The 20,539-nt window shown below is 39.3% G+C and carries 18 protein-coding genes; 10 read left to right on the top strand and 8 right to left on the bottom strand.

The window, feature by feature from the left end; all coding sequences use genetic code 11:
• Nucleotides 1-62: 62 nt before the first annotated feature.
• The gene (locus B4U37_RS18175; protein WP_088016917.1) at nucleotides 63-368 is read left to right on the top strand and encodes a transposase; all 306 of its coding nucleotides are present in this window, start codon (nucleotides 63-65) and stop codon (nucleotides 366-368) included.
• A gap of 11 nt (nucleotides 369-379) precedes the next feature.
• Nucleotides 380-1,276, top strand: a complete 897-nt coding sequence (locus B4U37_RS18180; RefSeq protein ID WP_245840079.1) for an IS3 family transposase — start codon at nucleotides 380-382, stop codon at nucleotides 1,274-1,276.
• Between the two features lie 390 nt (nucleotides 1,277-1,666).
• Here the strand turns inward: B4U37_RS18180 and B4U37_RS18185 are convergent, their stop codons facing one another.
• The 5 genes from B4U37_RS18185 to B4U37_RS18205 form a co-directional block, all read right to left on the bottom strand.
• Nucleotides 1,667-2,998 carry a GH1 family beta-glucosidase gene (locus tag B4U37_RS18185; RefSeq protein ID WP_088019372.1) on the bottom strand — a complete coding sequence of 444 codons (1,332 nt, stop codon included), beginning with the start codon at nucleotides 2,996-2,998 and terminating at the stop codon, nucleotides 1,667-1,669.
• A 40-nt stretch (nucleotides 2,999-3,038) separates the two neighbouring features.
• Nucleotides 3,039-3,869, bottom strand: a complete 831-nt coding sequence (locus B4U37_RS18190; protein ID WP_010196480.1) for a carbohydrate ABC transporter permease — start codon at nucleotides 3,867-3,869, stop codon at nucleotides 3,039-3,041.
• Nucleotides 3,870-3,881: 12 nt separating this feature from the next.
• The gene (locus B4U37_RS18195; RefSeq protein ID WP_088019373.1) at nucleotides 3,882-4,766 is read right to left on the bottom strand and encodes a carbohydrate ABC transporter permease; all 885 of its coding nucleotides are present in this window, start codon (nucleotides 4,764-4,766) and stop codon (nucleotides 3,882-3,884) included.
• 264 nt (nucleotides 4,767-5,030) lie between these two features.
• Nucleotides 5,031-6,341 carry an ABC transporter substrate-binding protein gene (locus B4U37_RS18200; RefSeq protein WP_088019374.1) on the bottom strand — a complete coding sequence of 437 codons (1,311 nt, stop codon included), beginning with the start codon at nucleotides 6,339-6,341 and terminating at the stop codon, nucleotides 5,031-5,033.
• A 116-nt stretch (nucleotides 6,342-6,457) separates the two neighbouring features.
• Nucleotides 6,458-7,477, bottom strand: a complete 1,020-nt coding sequence (locus B4U37_RS18205; protein ID WP_088019375.1) for a LacI family DNA-binding transcriptional regulator — start codon at nucleotides 7,475-7,477, stop codon at nucleotides 6,458-6,460.
• Nucleotides 7,478-7,694: 217 nt separating this feature from the next.
• Between B4U37_RS18205 and B4U37_RS18210 the strand changes: the two genes are divergently transcribed.
• From B4U37_RS18210 to rodA, 7 genes are all read left to right on the top strand, one after another.
• Nucleotides 7,695-8,561, top strand: coding sequence for an ABC transporter ATP-binding protein (locus B4U37_RS18210; protein WP_088019376.1), 867 nt, complete (start codon nucleotides 7,695-7,697; stop codon nucleotides 8,559-8,561).
• On the top strand, nucleotides 8,558-10,849 hold the full coding sequence (locus B4U37_RS18215) for an ABC transporter permease (RefSeq protein WP_088019377.1): 2,292 nt from the start codon (nucleotides 8,558-8,560) through the stop codon (nucleotides 10,847-10,849). Before B4U37_RS18210 ends, B4U37_RS18215 begins: the two co-directional genes overlap by 4 nt.
• On the top strand, nucleotides 10,846-11,454 hold the full coding sequence (locus B4U37_RS18220) for an RNA polymerase sigma factor (protein WP_088019378.1): 609 nt from the start codon (nucleotides 10,846-10,848) through the stop codon (nucleotides 11,452-11,454). The genes B4U37_RS18215 and B4U37_RS18220 overlap by 4 nt, the downstream gene beginning before the upstream one ends.
• Complete coding sequence (locus tag B4U37_RS18225; protein ID WP_088019379.1) at nucleotides 11,405-12,220, top strand: hypothetical protein; 816 nt, start codon at nucleotides 11,405-11,407, stop codon at nucleotides 12,218-12,220. Before B4U37_RS18220 ends, B4U37_RS18225 begins: the two co-directional genes overlap by 50 nt.
• 15 nt (nucleotides 12,221-12,235) lie before the next feature.
• Nucleotides 12,236-13,108, top strand: coding sequence for an ABC transporter ATP-binding protein (locus B4U37_RS18230; protein WP_088019380.1), 873 nt, complete (start codon nucleotides 12,236-12,238; stop codon nucleotides 13,106-13,108).
• A gap of 147 nt (nucleotides 13,109-13,255) precedes the next feature.
• On the top strand, nucleotides 13,256-14,410 hold the full coding sequence (gene ftsW / locus B4U37_RS18235) for a putative lipid II flippase FtsW (RefSeq protein WP_088019381.1): 1,155 nt from the start codon (nucleotides 13,256-13,258) through the stop codon (nucleotides 14,408-14,410).
• Nucleotides 14,386-15,552: a rod shape-determining protein RodA gene (rodA, locus tag B4U37_RS18240; protein ID WP_088019382.1), complete on the top strand. Its 1,167-nt coding sequence runs from the start codon at nucleotides 14,386-14,388 to the stop codon at nucleotides 15,550-15,552. Before ftsW ends, rodA begins: the two co-directional genes overlap by 25 nt.
• 36 nt (nucleotides 15,553-15,588) lie before the next feature.
• Here the strand turns inward: rodA and B4U37_RS18245 are convergent, their stop codons facing one another.
• On the bottom strand, nucleotides 15,589-15,831 hold the full coding sequence (locus B4U37_RS18245) for a YueH family protein (RefSeq protein WP_088019383.1): 243 nt from the start codon (nucleotides 15,829-15,831) through the stop codon (nucleotides 15,589-15,591).
• Nucleotides 15,832-15,995: 164 nt separating this feature from the next.
• Between B4U37_RS18245 and B4U37_RS18250 the strand changes: the two genes are divergently transcribed.
• On the top strand, nucleotides 15,996-16,592 hold the full coding sequence (locus tag B4U37_RS18250; protein ID WP_088019384.1) for a biotin transporter BioY: 597 nt from the start codon (nucleotides 15,996-15,998) through the stop codon (nucleotides 16,590-16,592).
• 475 nt (nucleotides 16,593-17,067) lie between these two features.
• Here B4U37_RS18250 and B4U37_RS18260 read toward each other — a convergent pair whose 3' ends face one another.
• Complete coding sequence (locus B4U37_RS18260) at nucleotides 17,068-18,399, bottom strand: Na+/H+ antiporter family protein (RefSeq protein WP_088019386.1); 1,332 nt, start codon at nucleotides 18,397-18,399, stop codon at nucleotides 17,068-17,070.
• 560 nt (nucleotides 18,400-18,959) lie between these two features.
• Nucleotides 18,960-20,414, bottom strand: a complete 1,455-nt coding sequence (locus B4U37_RS18265; protein ID WP_088018488.1) for an IS1182 family transposase — start codon at nucleotides 20,412-20,414, stop codon at nucleotides 18,960-18,962.
• Between the last annotated feature and the right edge of the window lie 125 nt (nucleotides 20,415-20,539).

Consider the following 20,539-nt stretch of genomic DNA (forward strand, 5'->3'; position numbering starts at 1 on the left):
GTGGACACACCTATTGGCGTCATGATTTAATCATAATCAACAATAAAAAGGACGTGTTAATCATGGCAAAATACAAATCCTACTCCCCAGAATTCAAGGAATTTGTAGTGAAACAAATTGAATTAGACGGACATAAAATAGTCGATGTGAGCCAAAACCTAGATATTCCTTATGATACCCTACAAAAATGGTTAAAGAAGTACCGGGATCAGAAGAAAGCAGAAGAAAAAAATGCTCAAAATCAACTACTAACAGCTACAGAATACAGAGAAATGTTTGAAGCAGAAAGAAAAAGTAAACTTGAATTAGAAGAAGAGTTAACGATCTTAAAAAAGGCCATGCACATCTTCACGCAAGAAAAGAAGTAAGGTTTGCGTTTATTCATTCCCATCGGGATGAACACACTGTAGTGATGATGTGCAGAGCCCTTGGTGTGACTACATCTGGATACTATTTGTATGTGAAACGGTTAGAACGAGAAGAAACGGAACGAGAACAGTGGAGAAGGCAACTTGATGACCGTATCCGTTTTCATTTTTATGACAATCTAGAGACGTATGGAAGTGTGAGAATACATCAAAAGTTAGTAGACTATGACGATTTTAATGTATCAGCTAGTACAGTAGCCAAGCGAATGAAGGTACTAGGACTGTATGCCACTCCGCCTAAGAGTTTCATTGCCACTACAGATTCTGATCACTCTAACCGAACGTTTAAAAACAACTTGAAACAAGCGTTTAACCCAGAGGCCCCAAATATGGTTTGGGTCACTGATATCACGTATATTTCTACCATGGAAGGTTTCATCTATTTCAATCCAATTCTAGACTTATTTGGACGAAAAGTTATTAGTTATTCAATGTGCGACCGAATGGATCGTAGTTTACCTCTTCGAGCGTTAAAGGAGGCAATAAAATTAAGGGAACCGAAAAAAGGTTGGATCCACCATTCAGATAGAGGGTCGCAGTACTGTTCCAAAGATTACATCGACGTCCTAGAAGATGCCAAAGCAAAGATCAGTATGAGTAGGAAAGCCACTCCATACGACAATGCTTGTGCGGAATCATTCTTTGCCTCCATGAAAAAAGAATACTTGAATAAATTTCGTTTCACCACAAAAGCAGAGGCTATGGCAGCTGTGCAATTTTATGTGGAGTTTTACAACAGAAAAAGAATCCATTCAACCCTAGAATACGCCACACCAAATGAGTACGAAATGGCGTATGAAATGGCACAACAAAAGGATGCCAATTTGGGTCGTAAAACCTCTGCATAAAGAAACAATGTGAACTTTATTGTTTGTTTATGTAGAGGCGTGCAAGCGTAGTGGAACACGGAGCGCGGAAGGAAAAAAGTACGCCAATTCAAGGCATATAAGTGTCCATTTTCTTGACAGAAGTCCAGTTCGTGCCGAAACGGACCAAGTTGATGCCAAAACGCCCCGAGTTCGTGCCAAAACCAATTTCCCTTTCAAAAAAACCACTCAATCCTGAGTGGCTCTTTTTGTAGATTTAATGATAAAAGATACCTAGTTAATCGCAGTGAAAGGCGCGCAGACGCCCGCGGGAGGGAGGGACAAGTGAGACCCCGCAACGGAGTGAGGAGGCTCCCGGACCGCCCGCAGGCAAGCGAAGCGCCTGGAACGGAGATTAACAGTTAAATGTAACTATATACTTCTTGAACTAATAATCTCCTGGTATCTCTTCGCACTATCTTTCAAGATTCTTTCTTGCGTTTCAAAATCCACATATACCATGCCGAATCGCTTGTCATAACCAAACGCCCATTCGAAGTTATCAAATAAAGACCACAAGAAGTACCCTGCGATATTCATGCCTTCTTCATTCAACTCAGCAACAGCTGTAATATGCTTCTCCACATAATCTTTACGCTCATGGTCATGTACACAACCGTCCACGACTACATCGTCATAAGCCGCACCATTTTCTGTGATGTAGATTGGTAGATCGGTATAGTTCTCACGAAGTCCTCTGATCAATTCCTTGAACTCCTGTGGGGAAATATCCCAACCCATTCCCGTTTTCGGATAATCAGAATATGCACCTTTGTTTAGCATCGGAGAACTTGGATCAAACTCGACCAGTGATCTTGCGTAATAGTTGATTCCAAAGAAATCACATGGAGTTGAAATCGATTCCAAGTCTCCTTCTTGAATGAAATCAAAGTTATGAATCAATTTGGAAAACAGGTTGATCATATCCATTGGATAAGAACCTTTGAAGATTGGATCAAGGAACCATCGGTTAGCATATCCATCAGAATTATTCCTTGCAATTTGGTCATTGATTGAATCTGTTGGAGCATAAGAAGGCGCTAGATTTAGTGTAATTCCGATTGGTGTAGAAGATCCGATTTTATCTTTTAACAATTTAACCGCTTCACCATGTGAAAGTAGAATATGGTGTGCTGCTTTTACGCCTTCTTCAAGGTTTGTATGTCCAGGAGCATGATGTCCAAGGTGGTAGCTCAAGAAGCTTGCACACCATGGTTCATTGTGTGTGATCCAAGAGTAAACTAAGTTATCTAACTCTTCATAACACTTCTCTGCAAACTCAAGGAACCATGAAACGGACTCGCGGTTAACCCATCCGCCTTGCTCATGAGCCCACATTGGAAGATCCCAGTGGTATAACGTAACCATTGGCTTGATGCCTGCATCGAGCAGCCCGTGAATTAACTTTTTATAAAAGTCCATTCCTTCTTGGTTATACACGCCTTGTTGTGGGAAAATTCTCGGCCAAGCGATAGATAGTCGGTAAGAATCCACACCAAGACTTTTGATAATATTGATATCTTCTTCATAACGGTGGTAATGGTCACACGCAACATCTCCTGTGTCTCCGTTCCACACTTTCCCTGGTGTTCTTGAAAAAGTATCCCAGATGGAAGGAGTTCGACCTCCTTCATCGTGTGCACCTTCTATTTGGTAGGAGGATGTTGCTGTTCCAAAAATGAAATCCTTTGAAAAATTTAACATGCCGTTCACCTCTTCTATTAATCTAGTTGCTTATTTTTACCTATTCTTTTACAGAACCTGCTGAAATACTGCTAATGATGTATTTGGATAGGAACAAGAAGATGATCATGATTGGTACAACAGATATCGCGATGCCTAAATACATAGAACCCAGATTTTCTGCTACCTTTGATCCTCTTAAGAACCCCATCATGACTGGTAACGTGTACTTTTCCGGACTGAAAAGCACTACCAATGGAACAATGTAGTTATTCCAAGATCCGATAAAGGTGAAGATACCCATTGTAGCTACTGCCGGCATCATGATAGGTAAGCCTATCGTATGGAAAATTCTTATTTCACTTGCTCCATCCATTCTTGCAGCTTCCAATAGAGTAGGATGCAGGGTGGAGACAAGAAATTGTCGTAGGAAGAAAACAACGAATGGACTTGCTATAGCCGGAATGATTAATGGGATATAACTGTCCAATGTACCTAATGTTTTGTTTAAGTCATAGAATCCGATTAGACCTAGTTGGCCAGGTACCATCATCAAAATTAAAACGGATACGAATAGAAAGTTTTTACCTTTGAAGTTATAGATTGCAAACCCATATGCCGTCAGAGCGGAAAAGTATGAGCTTAATACTGTTACACAAATTGCGATAAATACACTGTTTCCGAATCCTTGCCAAATATTAACGAAACTTATCAATCTTTCATAGTTTTCCATGATTGCGCTACCTGGTAAAAGGGTGAACCCTTTTTGCAGAATTTCCGAATTTGATCTCGTAGCGTTGATAATCATCATATAAAATGGGATAAAGCTAATAATCGCAAGCAATATTAAAAGCCCGTAGAGGATGCTCTTTACAAAAGTCCTTTTATTCACACTAACTCACTCCTAATCCATGCTTTTGCGGTACATAGCTTTAAATGTTGCAAACGAGAAGATTAACGTAATCAAGAATAATCCGTATGCGACCGCTGCGGCGTATCCATAGTTGTTAAATTTAAATGCCTGGTTGTACATATATAAAACCATTGTGTTTAAAGATCCTTGCGGTGCACCCATACCGTCTGTTAATAACATCGGCAATTCGAAAATCTGCAATCCGCCAATTAAAGAAGTGATCATGATATATAACATAATTGGTTTTAACAATGGCAATGTAATATGGAACAATGTTTTCCAACGGTTCGCTCCATCAATAAGTGCCGCTTCATAGTAATCCTTTGAAATACCTGAAATACCTGCCATTAAAACGATAAATGTATGTCCAAACCACATCCAAGCTCCGATAAGAGCAACAGACCATTTCGCTGTAGTAGGATCGTTAAGCCAGTTGATTGGCTGAGATATGATTCCTAAATCCATTAATAAATGATTCAATGTTCCATGATGCCAACCTAGTAAAATACCAAACAATAAAGCTACAGATGCGATAGTTATTAAGTTTGGAAGATACAGTACTGCTCGGAAAAAGCCTAGTCCTTTCATTTTCATGCGAATATCTGAGAACAAAATGGCAAGCCCCAATGCTATAAGCATTTGAAAGAAGAAGTTTACTCCCCAAATGTACCAAGTGTTAAAGAATGCTTGTAAAAAGTAGCTGTCAGTAAGTAGTCTTGTATAGTTAGCCAATCCAATAACTTCAGGAACACCCATACCGGAATAGTTTGTGAAACTATAATAGAAGGTTAATAGTATTGGATAGATGCTAAATATCCCAAAGACGATGAAAAATGGTAGGATGAACAGATAGCCATAATGATCTTTTTTCTTCAAATCAATCGCCTTCTTTCTTATAACTCTGTTAATAAAAGAGATGATGTGTTATATAAATAACCTAGCTGTGGATTGGAGCACATGGCGTAGACTCCGGCGGGAGATAGCGGTAGGTTGAGACCCCGCAACGAAGTGAGGAGGCTCAAGCACACGCCCCGTGGAAAGCGAAGCCAAGTGCGCAAATCCACAGCGGCAGTTAACAGAGCTTACTTTAAATGATGGGTGGGAGCTAAGTTTTCAGCTCCCACCACATCCTTTGTTGCATTATTCAGGTGTCTTAATATCCGGATATGCATTTTTCACTAAACGATAGAACTCTTCAATTGCCTCTTCTTTCGTCTTCGTTCCTTCTACATACTCCCCAACCATAGATCCAAAGAATCCGTCGATCTGTTGGTCATATCTTGTTACAGTACCTGGGTTGATGTTTGCAGCTTCTTCTAAGAAGAACGTATAGTTATTTTGTCCGCCTAAGAATGGCTCTTCGAATTCACCCTTGATTTTTTCTGTAACAGGTAAGTAGGAAAGCACATCTCCTGTTTCTGTTGCCCAATCAGTTAAGAACTCTTCATCATGAGTCATCATTTGAACGAACTTCCACGCTAGGTCTTTATTTTCAGAACCTTTATAGATTCCTAACCAAGTTCCGCCCCAGAAGTATGGGTTCGGACCGTTTGTTACTGCCCAGTCTCCAACAGTTTCTTCTGTATTTGTTTTTAGAACACTGTGAAGACCCCAAGTTGGTAGTGCATAAGCAAACACTTCTGTTTGATCAGAACTTTCCTCGTCTACTTCTTCCCAACCTGCATTGTAGTTGATTGGCTCATCCATTGCAGCAAACCACGCTGGAGACCATTCTGGTGCAAATGCAGTTAAATCTTTATCACGTAATTCTTTCGCATAGTCGAAGTAGTTAATTCTTCCTTCTGTAAGAACAAGCTCGTTATTTTCGTTTACCCATGGTTGTGGATCTTGACCTTGTGCAAACCAACGTACAGCTCCTTCATCAGGGAATAGACGATATCCAGCGGATTTCAATTCTTCTCCGACTTCAAACAAACCGTCCATTGAACTCATTCTTTCGCCGATCTCAGCAGGATCATCAGTACCTAACACTTCTTTAGCAATACTTCTTCTATAGAAGATACCGCCTGGTGTTGTTTGCCAAGATACAGCCTTAATTTTTCCTTCAGAGTCTTTCCCAAGGTCGAATACATATGGAACATAGTCATCTTCCCACTCTTGTACGTTGTATGGCTCTTGAGAAAGATCTTCCCAATAATCTTGCTCTACCCAGTCTTTAATGAATGCAAGTTCCCCAGTAAATACGTCAGGAGCTCCCTGGCCACTTTCTAATACCGGACGTAAGCGCGTTGGATAATCTTCAATTGGAATAATTGTCAGATCAACCGTTACACCATTTTCTTCTTTAAATACATTAATTGGTTCTTGTAGCTCGTCCGTAAAGGACCATACAGTTAAATCAGCTTTCTTTGAAGAAGAACTGTTGCTGCAGGCAGCCAAAAGGCTGAATGTCATTACAGCAGTAATAAGAATTAAAAGCTTCTTTTTCACAAAAATACCCCCCTGTTTTTGTTGTAAAGATTTACTAAAGCGCTTTCGATTTTGCGAATATAATACTAAAGCGCTTTCGTATTATGGATAAAAAGAAGACTTCTTTAGTCCCCTCTTCACTCATCAGTTTTAAGTGCCTTACACGATTCCCTTATGATAAGCTCTACTGGGATCGTTACGGCTTTGTTGAGCTTTGTTTTGTCATTGATCTGATCTAGTAACAGATCGGCTGCAGTGGAACCAAGTTGATCCATATTCTGTTTGACTGTGGTTAATGGCGGTGCTATATGTTGGGCAATATCAATATCATCATACCCGATGACTGAAATATCATCTGGTACAGATAATCCCTTTGCTTTAATTGCTCTAATTGCACCAAATGCCATATTATCTCCTGCAGCATATACTGCCGTTGGAGGATCATCTAGTGATAACAATTCTTGCATCGCTTGCTCTCCACTTTCCATGGAGAAGAATCCACCATTCACAATGTAAGATTTGGGAATATCTAAGTTATGCTTTTTAAGCGCTTTTATAAAACCTTTTAATCTTTCCGTACCTGCGTACGTTTCTTGATGTCCATAAATATGTGCAATCTTTCTGTGGCCAAGCGAATATAGGTGGTCAACAGCCAACACACTTCCATAGCTATTATCACTATATACAACACTTGACTTGGAGCTATGCATATCAATGATTACGGTAGGTAATGGAGACTCCATCAGTTTCTTCACTTCCGGATCATCGGATATGGAACAAACCACCACTACTCCGTCCACTCCTCTATGTCGGAAATGGTCCAGATAGCTTTTTTTCTCATTGATGATGTTTCTTGAAACAAAAAGCATGTCATAGCCAAACTGCTCTGCTCTTTGCTTAAAACTTTCAATCACGGCATTGAAAAAGGGATGTTTAATACCAACACCTAAGTTTTCCATGAAAACCACACCGATCGTCCAAGATTTTTTGGTCATCAAGGAGCGGGCATGGGAATTGGGGTAATACCCCATTTCATCTACAGCTTCTAGTATCTTCTTTTTGGTTTTCTCACTTACATCTGTATAATTGTTTAATACTTTAGATACAGTTGTAATGGAAAAGCCAGTCTTTTTCGCAATATCATAAATAGTTGTCATTGTTTTCCCTCTCTCGAACCGAAAGCGCTTTCGAAAGTAATTATAAAATAGAATGTAAACGCCGTCAATGACTTTTTACAAAGAAATTTCAGAAATATTGCAGAATGTTGCAGGTAAATATCCCCTTCTCCAAATTTCCTCCCAGACTTTAAACCTTTTCCCATCTATTTCGTTATAATTAGTGAAGAGTTAAGTTAAATAGAAAGTAGGATTCACCATGATCGAAATTCGCAATCTATCAAAAACATATAAACAACAAAAAGTTCTATCTTCCATTAACATGCGAATCTCTACAGGAATATTCGGTTTGTTAGGTCCTAACGGCGCAGGAAAGTCAACACTGATGCGAATCATGGCCACCTTAATGAAACCAACTGGTGGTGACATTCACATCGACTCGCTTTCCATCCTTTCACATCCCGAAAAAGTCCGGAGATTGATAGGATACCTGCCACAGCACTTCCATGTCTATCCACAAATGTCCCCAAAGGAAATATTGGATTTTGTTGGAGTGATGAAAGGCGTCACTAACAAGAAAGAACGCAGGGAGCAGATAGAACACTGGTTACACGAGGTGAACCTCACTTCCAAAGCCAATGAAAAGATTAAAAATTTTTCCCATGGAATGAAGCAACGTGTCGGCATTGCCCAAGCGTTTATGGGAAACCCGAAATTAGTTATTTTAGATGAGCCTACTGTAGGATTAGATCCAGAAGAGAAGCTGCGATTTAGAAATCTTTTATCCAAAGAAGGCCTTAACAAAAGTATCCTTCTCTCTACACACGTTGTCACAGATATTGAAAGCAGTTGCTATGAGATAGCGGTATTGAAGAAAGGCGAGCTTCTATTAGATGCTACGGTTGAAGAGTTGAAAGAGTTAGCTTGCGGCAAAGTGTGGGAAGGAACGGTTCCATCAGGTTATTTAGACAATATGGCAGAAGATACCATTCTATGTTCAGAACATCGAGGCAACACTGTTCATGCACGGGTCCTGGCAGATGAAAAGCCTTTTACCGGAGCAACGATGCTAGAGCCGAGTTTAGAGGATGGTTATCTCGCCTTGTTAGGAGGGCCTTCCTCATGAGATTTTTAAAACAATTGCAACTAGAGAACCGTTTTCTACTTAAGAATTGGTTCTTCCTTTTGGCTCCACTTGTGTATGGAGTTAGTATGAGCTTATGGATGTCCAATCAAACCCAAGACGCTGCAAGCATTATCGGTCAATATACATCCGGCTTCTTTAAAGCTAATAATGAGTTTCTTGCTATCGGCCATACCCTTTCCCTTGGAGTATTATTTTTAGCAAGTGTCCTTTCGATTCGGAGAGAAAAGCAGACAGTCTTATTAGATTGGACGAATTCCCTACCGAATTCCTTTTTATCCATTATTCTAGCAAAATTTCTATCCCTTTTTATTTATAGCAGTCTCTTTACTTTAGTTTATTTCATGATCTTTGTGTGGCAAGGTTCTTTCTTTGGCAAGAATATCTCTTATTTGCTAGAACATGGCTTGTCATTCTCTATTCAAAGCCAATTGTCTTACGTCGTCACTATTTCGTTAGGGATGGTATTAGCGGTTTTGATCACCAACCGGATTGTTTATATCATTGTATTTTGCGCATGGATGTTTGGCACTTTCTTTATGGAAGGATTTATTATTCAACGATATCAATTGTATTTTTTAAAGACGTTTCATCTAAACCAGTTTTTCATGGACGTCTCTCATTCTGAAGATTGGGGATATCGTATTTCTAGAAAAGAAACCTTGTATTCCCAGCTATTTGTGATGTTCTTCAGCCTTTTTCTATTGGCAATTACGATCATGAAGTCATCCACCAATCGAATCTCATCTTTTGAAAAAAGAAAATGGACTTTCTTTGGGATAGTAACCGCTCTTACGATTGCTTCGTTTTTTCCTTACAGCTATTTATGGGCAAACCGCTTAGAGCATTATAGCTATTTAAAAGCAGGAACGGTGAAGCAGTTTGATTCTGAGAATGAAACTCTCATGGATACAGTAGGAGATTTTTATAACGTTGATCGTTATTCCATTAAGTTGGAGCGGACCGAAAAAAATGCATTTCACGTTAAGGCAGAATTGATTATTCCTAATCTAAAAGAAGACACTCCATTAAATTTTAGTCTGTATCCCTCTTTTGAAGTGGAATCGGTATCTTGGAACGGGGTGAAAACTGACTTTAAAAAGGAGCATCACCTCATCACGATCCCCAATTTAGGTCAACAAGGATCAAATCGGTTGGAAGTAGAATATACCGGCAGCCTAAATGAATGGGGACATGTTTACGGAAGGGAAAGGAATTTCGCCTTTTTTATAAAGGAAGATATGTACATCCCCTCCTATATAGGTTGGTACCCTTTACCGGGGGATTATCCTATTTATACTATTACTGATATAGATATGGAGAATTATATTCATACGATCGGATTTAACCGGCATATGGAACTGCATCAAGAACTTCCCACTTCTGATTTTCAGGTGGAATTGACTAACTTTGATCAACACGTGTTCAGTACTGCCCATTCTAGTAAAAAAACTGCTGACGGGGTGCAAATTTTCACCAGCGAGAATGCTAAAGGTCTAACACTTTTATCAAATAAAGGACTTGTAGAAAACACGGGAAATCTCCCTTTTTCCGTTATTGCTCATAAGGAAAACAATGAGATACTTCAACAAAAGCTTGGCGATATGGCAGAAATAAAAGATTATTATCAAAGCTGGTTAGGTGAGGAATTTCAAACAGACATGAAGCTTGTCTATATCCCTTCACTTGACTATGTAGGGACAGAAACATATTACAGCAACCATTTTGACGAAGCCCTCTTCTTTGATGATAGTGTTCAAACTTACGTACAGATTGATGATGGTGAAGTTATTAATAACACGATGATTGATTTGAAAACCAGGTTAACCTCCTTTTGGCTGTTCGGCCACGAATCTCTAATGCATTATTACGAGATTTCGCAAGACTCCGCGATAGAGGGGCTTATAGAGACATACCTACTTGTTTTATATAAAGATTATTATGACTTCCAATGGAATGATTTCGAGCAATTCAATGGCACAAATTTCCATTATCTTTCCACTGTTTCTCATATTAACTGGATGAGCTCATCCGCTGATATGACTACCATAGAAAAATTTGATGAACTAATGAAATCATACAAGCTTCAATACAATAATCAGATTGTTTTGATGGTCGCAAAGGAATGGGAGAAGGGGAATGAAGAAAAAATCAAAAAAATACTTAAAGAAATTTATCTAGATATAAAGACCAATAATAAAGATTCCTTCACCTATGAAGAGTGGATGACCTATTGGAATCGTACGTTTGAAAGCGGGGGAATGCGGTGATAAGCGATGAAAGGCTCCTTGAACAGATGGCTGAGGGTGACCAGGCGGCATTCGAAGCATTTGTTCACAGGTATCATGTACCGATACATCAATATACAGAAAGACTGTTGAAGGATTCAAAAAAAGCAGAGGATGTTGTTCAAGAAACATTCATCCGCCTACTAAAACAATTAAAGTCAAAACAAATACCAACATATCCGAAGGCCTGGCTCTACCGAGTCGCATCTAACATTTGCAAGGACTACTGGAGAAGTGCTCAATATCGTTCAGAAGATACGGCAAAAGAAGAAATGCCGGTCACGGTGGATCAACAAGCTTCTGTCATTGAAATTTACGAACGACAGGAAACCAGAAAAGAAATGTTAGCTTCCTTAAAAAATTTGTCAGAGTCACAACAACAAATCGTTACATTAAGATTTTATCAGGATATGAAATTAAAGGAAATTGCAGACATTCTAGATCTACCTTTAGGAACAGTTAAATCCAATTTGTTTCATGCTTTAAAGAAACTTAAAGGGGTATTATCAAAAGAAGTGGAAAAGGAGGCGGCGAATAATGAAGGAACAACACAATCAAGACCAAGAGCTGTATCAACTAGAAGATGAAATGAAAGATATGTTTTCTTCCTATGTTGTTAAATCGCCATCCAGTCAGGATACAAAAGCACTTCTGGCAGCCTTGCAACCTACATTCAATGAAATTGCCAGTTCGCCTGAAGAAGAATTTAGACAAGAATCTATTCAACCACCAAGCTTTCTTTCTCAGTTAAAAGCACAAATCTCATTTTATCAGTGGCACTTTTGGGTAACCAGTACGCTCATTTTTGTCATGCTGACGTTATTTTCATCCAATGTTTATGTAACAGAAGCAACACAGTTTTATCAGTTTGCCATTCCTTTATCGATGTTAGTAGGTGTATTCTATACGTACCAAACATGGAATAAACAAATGCGTATAATTGAGAGCATTACACCTTTTCCCCCTGCATTATTATTGTTAAGTCGGATGGTAATCATATTAGCTATGAATATTCTTATGGGGATTATAGGCTCCTTTTACCTGAGCTTTAAGGTTCAACACTTTGAGTTGCTTCCCTTTTTGTTAGATTGGATTGCGCCCGCCATGTTGATTTATGGAATGATCGCATATGTAATGATGCGAAAAGGAGTAAAATTCGGTCTTGGGTTTGGTATAGCAGCATGGATCGTTCTTATGGTTGCTGGCGCTATCTATCAGACACATGGCTATGCACTAATCCAGTTTTCACACAGCCAAGTCGCAGGTATACAGACTTTCTTGGTTACGCTAGGCCTGTTCCTTCTATTTTTAGCTTACAAAAAAAGCCTGAAACTGCAAACCATGTTTCGTTAATTGAGGCGATGATAAATGATAAGATTAAATAATCTTTACTGGAAATATAAACACTTTACCTTAGAAATCGATGAATTAACCCTTCAACCTGGAATAACGATTCTTGTAGGTAACAACGGGTCTGGAAAGTCTACCCTTCTGCATCTCCTGGCAACCGCAACTAGAGCGCCGCGGGGGACAATTTATTATCATGATGATACCATGGATACAGACCTTCCTTTAGTTAGAAGTAAAATTGGGTTTGTGCCGACAGGAGTGGAACTCTATCCTGATTTCACTCCTGTGAAATTATTGATGTATATGGCACAACTTAAAGGTTTGGGCAAAGATTTTTCTATACGCCAAATCGAGGAACTGTTGCGTGTTTTTCATCTCGAAGATGTTAAAAAGGAAAAAATCAAAAAACTATCCCAAGGAATGCAACAACGACTGGCCCTTGCACAGGCTTTTCTAGGGAAACCTAGCTACATTTTTTTAGATGAACCTCTTAATTTTCTCGATATCCATGAGAGGAAAAGTTTATTAAATTATGTGGCAAAACTTGCCCCCCACTGTGTCATAATTGTAGCCACACATGAATTAAATGAATGGGGGCCTGTGTGCAATAGAGTCCTATGGATGTATCAAGGAAGAGTAATCTATTCTGGGAGCAAACTAATGTGGAAACAGCATCTCCCCTTAAAAGTTTGGACGGGTGAGCTACAGGATCACTTATACGAAAACTTTTCATCCCAGCACCTTATTGTTTATGCAGGACGAGTTAAAGATAAACTGTCCATCAGATGTGCAAGCAACATAAAACCTGTATTTGGTTTTGTAGAAGCACAACCAACCATGGAAGATGCTTTCTTTATTAGAAAATACACAAAAGAAGCTAAAGAAAGATAGCTTCTTTTTTTCTTTACATTCTGTTAAATGCCGCTGTTACACAAGTTTCACATATTCCCAATATCTTTGTAACAGTGTGGTATTGTATAATAATATTGGGGAAATATTTTCTTTGTGAAACCAGCCTTTTTAAAGGAGTATTAGAGAATGATAAATTTTTTCAAAAAACTTGATTGGTTACTGTTAACAGCTATCGTGTTGTTATGTATATACGGTTTAATTATGATTTACAGTGCCGGGATGTTGCTGGGCTATGAACTTCATGAGGACTACGCTTATTTCTTTGATCGCCAGAAAACTTGGCTTTATTTAGGAATACCCGTTTTTATAGCTGCTATCATCACTCCTTATAAGCTATACGACAGATTGACTCCTCTATTAGTCGCATTATCAATTCTCTCATTATTACTTGTATTAGTACCGTTTATCGGAAATGAAGTGAATGGCGCTAGAAGTTGGTTTCAATTAGGCAGTATCAGTGTGCAACCCGCTGAAATTGCAAAATTGGTCATGATCATCTATTTCGCAAGGGTCTATGCTAGAAAACAGCCTTACATCCATCAATTTGGAAAAGGAGTTGCCCCTCCTCTGGCTGTTCTTATATTGATATTATTTTTAATCATACTTCAGCCAGATGTTGGGACCGGCTCTATGATTACCATCGCCTGCGGAGCTATCCTTATTTGTTCAGGAGCTAGATGGAAGCATATTCTATTACTTGGCTCTGTTGCAGCTTTAGCGATTTTTATTCTTGCAAAGACTGCCAGCTACCGTTGGGCAAGGATTACATCGTTTGTTGATCCTTTCGGAGATGCCTCAGATACAGGCTTTCAGCTCGTAGAATCGTTCATTGCCATTGGAAATGGCGGACTTTTGGGAAGAGGATTGGCGCAAGGAGTACATAAACTTGGCTATCTGCCAGAAGCACACACAGATTTTATCCTTGCCGTTATTTCGGAGGAACTTGGGATTTTCGGGATTCTGACACTGTTCTTACTTTACGGAATTGTACTAGTAAGAGGCGTTAGAGTCGGGGTTTCCCTAAAAGATCCATTTGGCAAATTACTTGCTTTCGGAATCACTTTCCAAATCAGCAGTCAGGTGTTCATTAATGCTGGAGCAGTAAGTGGATTAGTTCCGATTACCGGTATCACACTTCCTTTCATCAGTTATGGAGGGTCTTCCCTGCTTATCACTATTTTTGCAGCAGGCATTCTAGTTCACCTATCGAAACATGCAACCATTGCGAGAGAAGCTAGAGAGGAGACAGAAACTACATGGGGACAGAAAGTAACAAGCTAGAGTATAGTCGGATCGATTATACTTTGTTATTTCTGCTGTTTTTACTATTTATTATCAGTTTAGTAGCTGTTTATAGTGCATCGGGTCAGTACTTCGTCAATGACCCGTATTATTTCGTGAAACGGCAGATTATTTGGTACATAATCGGGGTAGGAATTATGTTTTCCATCATGTTCTTTGACTACGAACTATTGGAAAACCTAGCCTTACCCTTTTATTTTTTAGGTCTTAGTCTTTTAGTTGCCGTTCATTTATTTGGGACTGTAAGAAATGGATCACAACGTTGGATCAACCTCGGGGGTTTTATGTTACAACCTTCAGAGTTCATGAAGATATTCCTGCTAATTGTGCTTGCAGGAGTCATCTACAAATGGGCCAAAGAGAAACATGAATTGGATACGAAGACCCCTATCAGTGTCGTAGTGAAAATTATGATTTATTCTCTTCCACCTTTTGGTTTGATTCTTCTACAGCCTGACTTAGGAACAGCCCTAGTAATTGGAGCGATCATGGTAACCATGATATTCATAAGCGGGACTTCTTGGAGAATTCTTACGTTACTGGCAGGAACCATCATCGCTGGGTTGGCGACACTGGTTTATTTGCATAACAATCATATTGAATTATTTTCAAAGTTTATCAAACCTCACCAGCTTGAACGGATTTACGGTTGGCTGAGTCGGGAGGAATATGCCTCCTCCTATGGTTTTCAGCTAACGGAAGCTTTGAAAGGAATAGGTTCCGGCCAAGTGTCCGGACGAGGTTTATTAGAGGGCGTTCAGTCACAGAGTGGCCGGATACCAGAGGTTCAGACAGACTTCATATTCGCCCTTATTGGAGAGGAATTCGGGTTTATTGGAGCAACTCTTGTAATTTCTATTTATTTCATCATGAGCTACCGTTTGATTATCATCGCCATAAGCTGTGATAACCCTTATGGCACCTACTTGGTGACAGGGGTCATCGGCCTGCTGGCATTTCAAATTTTCCAAAACATTGCCATGACCATCGGATTAATGCCAATTACCGGCCTTGCCCTACCGTTTATGAGTTACGGCGGAAGTGCCTTGTTAACAAATATGATAGCCATGGGAATAGTCATGAGTGTCAAATACAGAACAAAAAGGTTTATGTTTAACTAATAAAAAACATCTCATCTTTCATTAGATGAGGTGTTTTTACATTTCCCTGACCCATTGAACAAGCTTTAAAGATAAATGCGTTGCATCCTCTGAACTATTAAATGCAGACTGAAACTCCATCTCCAGCCTCCTCGTCAAACTCGTATTATTTTCCTCATAAGGAATAATAGTGGACCATTTAATAGAGGGAATAGCGACCAATGTCTGCTCCTCTTTTTTATTCTCATGTATATACACACTAACAGTATCCATTTCTAAGTTTGCTTTTCTTATCTTCATAGGTAAACCTCCTCCTAATCTTATAGTTCATATTCTAACGAGACTTACATAAATAATCAATTAACCGCTTCATTTGTTAACTTGAAAAAGAATGATGTTGACAACTATTAAACTTTTAGATTATTATTTTATTGTCAACTACATACAACAAAGGGGTTTACATTATGAAACGTTCACTTTCAACATTGGATATTACCTATGCTGCCATGTTTGTTGCCTTGATGGCAATTGGCGCCAACATCGTATCTTGGATGCCATTTCTTCAAGTTGGTGGTGTTCCACTATCCATGCAGCCATTTTTCTGTGTTTTAGCTGGAATTTTATTAGGCTCAAGACTTGGAGCCCTTTCCATGATCGTGTATCTACTAGTAGGTATTGCAGGCGCACCGGTTTTTGCTCAGTTTAGTTCAGGGTTTGCAACAATTATTGGTCCGACCGGAGGATTTCTATTATCCTATGTGGTTGCCGCTTTTGCAGCTGGACTGATTGTAGAAAAGAAAGCTCAGCCGAAGCTTGGCACATTTATGTTTGCCTCTTTCATTGGCATCATTCTTATCTATTTCATCGGAACCAATTATATGTTTGTAATTCTTAACTATGTTTTAGAAATAAGCACACCTTATATTGCGGCATGGACAACAATGGCTCTTTTCGCTTTAAAAGACGTTGTGTTTACAATTCTTTGCGCATTGCTTGCTGCTAGATTATACTTTGTCGTAAACAAAACAACCAAAGCACCTTACACACGTAAAGTCGCTTAATAAGACAAACCGGGCAAAGCCGCCCGGTTTTATTTATAGTAAAAACTTTAGTGATTAGTTATTCTCCGCTGTTACTTTCCGCAAATAGCTTCGCTTTCCGCGGGACGGCGCTTGAGCCTCCTCACTTCGTTGCGGGGTCTCAACCTACCGTTACTCCCCCGCTGGAGTCTTCGCTATTTGCTCCAATCCACAGCTAGAAATTACGTTGAAATTTTCTGTTTTCAGACAACTTGAAAAGGTGATTTTTCATTACCTTAGTTAATTGAAGTAACCCAGTTGATTGCAGTGAAAGGCGCGCAGACGCCCGCGGGAGGAAGGGACAGGTGAGACCCCGGAAGGCGCAGCCTGAGGAGGCTCACGGACCGCCCGCAGGCAAGCGAAGCGCCTGGAACGGAAATCAACCGTACTATATACTTTCTTATTCTTTGACAAAAAGCCAGGCTGCAAAACGCGCAGCCTGGCTTTTTTGTGTGGTTTATAAGATTACCGCAGCAATACAGCCGAAAATAATTAGTGGGATATTGTAGTGTAGGAAAGTAGGTACACATGTATCCCAAATGTGATTATGCTGACCATCTGCATTCAAACCTGAAGTCGGTCCAAGCGTACTGTCAGAAGCAGGTGACCCAGCATCCCCTAGAGCAGCCGCCGTACCAACAATAGCGATGGTCGCCATCGCACTGAACCCAAGCTCCGCACATAACGGTACAAATATCGCCGCAATAATAGGAATGGTGGAAAAAGAAGACCCGATTCCCATTGTGATGAGTAGTCCGACTATCAACATGGCGAATGCTGCAAGCAACTGATTAGATCCAATCCACTCTGCAGAAGAAGCAACCAATGTTTCAATATGACCAGTCTCTCTTAAGACGCTAGCAAACCCAGACGCTGCAATCATAACAAATCCGATAAATGCCATCATACGCATACCTGAAGTAAGGATAACATCAGTTTCATTGGATTTCATTACTCCGCCTGCATACAGGATGATAATACCTACAAGTGAACCATAAATCATTCCTTGTACATTCAACACCTCGCTTAGGTAGACTTGCGTGGCAAGCGAGATAACCACAGCCACTAGAGCAATGATGATAGATTTCTTTGTATATGTCTCTGTTTCTTGGTCTCCTATAGTTTTTTGTTCGTACGTTCTCGGCATTCTATAGCTGAAGAAAACCGCAATTAGTAGTCCCACTATCATTCCAGAAACCGGAATTACCATTGCAGTTGGGATAGAGGATAAGCTGATATCCAAACCGCTTTCTTTCATATTCGTTCTTAAAATGTCATGAAAAATCCCACCAAATCCTACAGGTAACAGAATGTATGGCGCCGTTAGACCGAATGTGATGATGGTCGCTGTCAGCCTTCTGTCAATATTCAGTTCATTAAGTATCTTAAGTAATGGCGGAATTAAGATCGGAATGAACGCAATGTGAACAGGAACCACATTTTGTGACATGATTGAAACTGTTAAAAGGATAAGTAAAATAAGTACTTTGGACAATGCTTTTTTGCGTGTATCTTCTTTTGTTCCAACTAGCTTAATAGCACTTTCTACAAGTGCATCGGGAAGTCCTGTTTTGGAAAGTGCCACTGCAAAAGCACCCAAGAGGGCATAACTTAAGGCGACCGCCGCATTTCCTCCCAGACCTTCTGTAAAAGTATTGATCGTGGTTTCAACGCCTAAACCTCCAACCATTCCACCGATAAAAGCACCTGAAACCAGCGCAAGTACAACATTTATTCTAAGTAAACTTAAGGTAAGCATAACCAGTACGGCTATGAGAACTGCATTCATAATAAAGACTTCCTTTCTTTCTGTATATCATGTTGTTTTACTTTAGTTAATTAAATCATTAGAGAATTAGAGTAAAAAAGCATAAAGATAAATTAACATAGATTTAGAACGACTGTCAACGGAAAAGTAAGGAAGAAGTTGCTTGGTTATGCTCCGCTGTTGATTTCCGCAAATGGCTTCGCTTTCCTAGGGGCTGACGAGAGCCTCCTCGGCAAGCCTGCGGGGTCTCCACCTAGCGCTATCTCCCTCAGGAGTCTTCGCCTTTTGCTCCAATCAACAGCTAGAGATTACGAGAACGAAACGTTAGTGCTTATTCAGTTAACTCAGGTAAAATACCTCTTCATAAACCCTTAGGTATATGATGTCATCATGTTGATTGCAGTGGAAGGCGCGCAGACGCCCGCGGGAGGAAGGGACAGGTGAGACCCCGCAACGGAGGAGGCCACTGAAAAACTATAATTATTTTTGAATGAAAAACATTCAGAAATGAGATTCACAAAAAAAGGGGCAACTTTTTCTCCGAAAAGGATAAAAAGTTGCCCTATAAACGTTGTACTTTACTATTTTTCATTTATTAGTTTTAGTATTCTCTTTAGGTTGACAGCGAATATCGCTGTGGCACCTTGTACCTCCATACCTAATAGACCCGCGGAGGAGGCTGTATCATACCCGTGTCTATGCTTTAGTTCACTGTTTTTCGCTTCAATCTTATATCTGGATTTCGCCTTTTCTTTAAAACCTTCGGTATTTTGAAATTCCTCCTGCTCTTTATGTTCTGTTGATTTTATAGTAATAGAGTATGTTCTACTTTTTGCACCTTCTGTATAACAACCTTCTTTGAAAGGACAGACCTTACACTTTTCGATATCAAAGTAATAGGTTTCACGTCGGTTTTTCGCCACATTTTTCTTGCCTTGTCGTCTTAACTTAAATGCCAGGTGTCCCGCCCTACATACATACATGCCTGCATCCTTATTAAACTCAAATTCATCCTCTTTTGTACGAGTCCCTTGAATAACAGGATTTAATTTAGAGATGAGTGCTATATTATTCTCTTTTGTGTAGGAGATATTATTTTTTTCTGAGTAAGCGGTATCTCCAATGGCTGTATCAACTTCCATCCCAGCTTTTACGGTTTTCTCAATTAATTCAGGAAGGTATTTCCCATCACTTTTTTCACCTGTTGTAATAACTGCAGCTGTAATAATACGTTCTTCACTTATTGCGATATGAGTTTTAAATCCGAAAAAAGAGGAGTCAGCAGTTTTATGTCCCTTGCGAGCATCTGGATCATTGGAATAACTTATTTGTTCTGTGTAATCTTCCACAACTTCTTTCAGTATATTTAACTTCTCCCTAACTGCTGGTATAGAAGCAACTTGCGGGATTTCATCTACCGTATCAATCACTTTACGGCAATAAGCTAATTCCTCTTCGACATCATTAGATGTCGTCTTCTGTGGTAACTTTGATTTTAACGATTCGTCTATCTGGTAAATAGCTCTTCTCACATTTTTTGATTTTTCTTGTAGAAATTCAGTCGCGGACTTTTGATTGTATCGAGCTTTTGAATGGGTGGCATCTATTATTATGGTATTGGTTTTTATGATTCCTTTTTCTAATGCAATCTCAACTGTCTTCTCTATAAGCATATCTAATAATCCCACGTCTTTAAGACGGAGCTTTCGAAATTTCGTTAATGAACTTGAATCAATGACACGATCTTCTGGAGCCATCTCGAGAAAATACTTAAATGACATATCGTATTGGGATCGATCAACAACATCAACATCTGACAAATCATAAATAGATTTTAACAACAAGTATTTGAACATACGAATAGGCGGGATAGCGTTACGACCATTATCCAAACAGTATTTTGTTTTTAGTTCATCAAGAATAAAAGAGAAATCTACTAGTTCATTTATTTGACGAAGCATATTATTTTTGGGGACTACGATATCATATATCGCTGAGAATGGGCTAAGGTTAAAGGACTCTTGATTAGAAATCATTTGGATACCACCTAAAACTTTTTATAAAAATATTATAAAACAAAAAAGCAGAAGAAAGTTGTAATTTAAACATTCTTCTGCTTAATTAAGTACGAATTGTACATTCAATTTTTATCTTTTGAATG

Origin of the sequence: Sutcliffiella horikoshii, from assembly GCF_002157855.1 — a bacterium.
Classification (GTDB): domain Bacteria; phylum Bacillota; class Bacilli; order Bacillales; family Bacillaceae_I; genus Sutcliffiella_A; species Sutcliffiella_A horikoshii_C.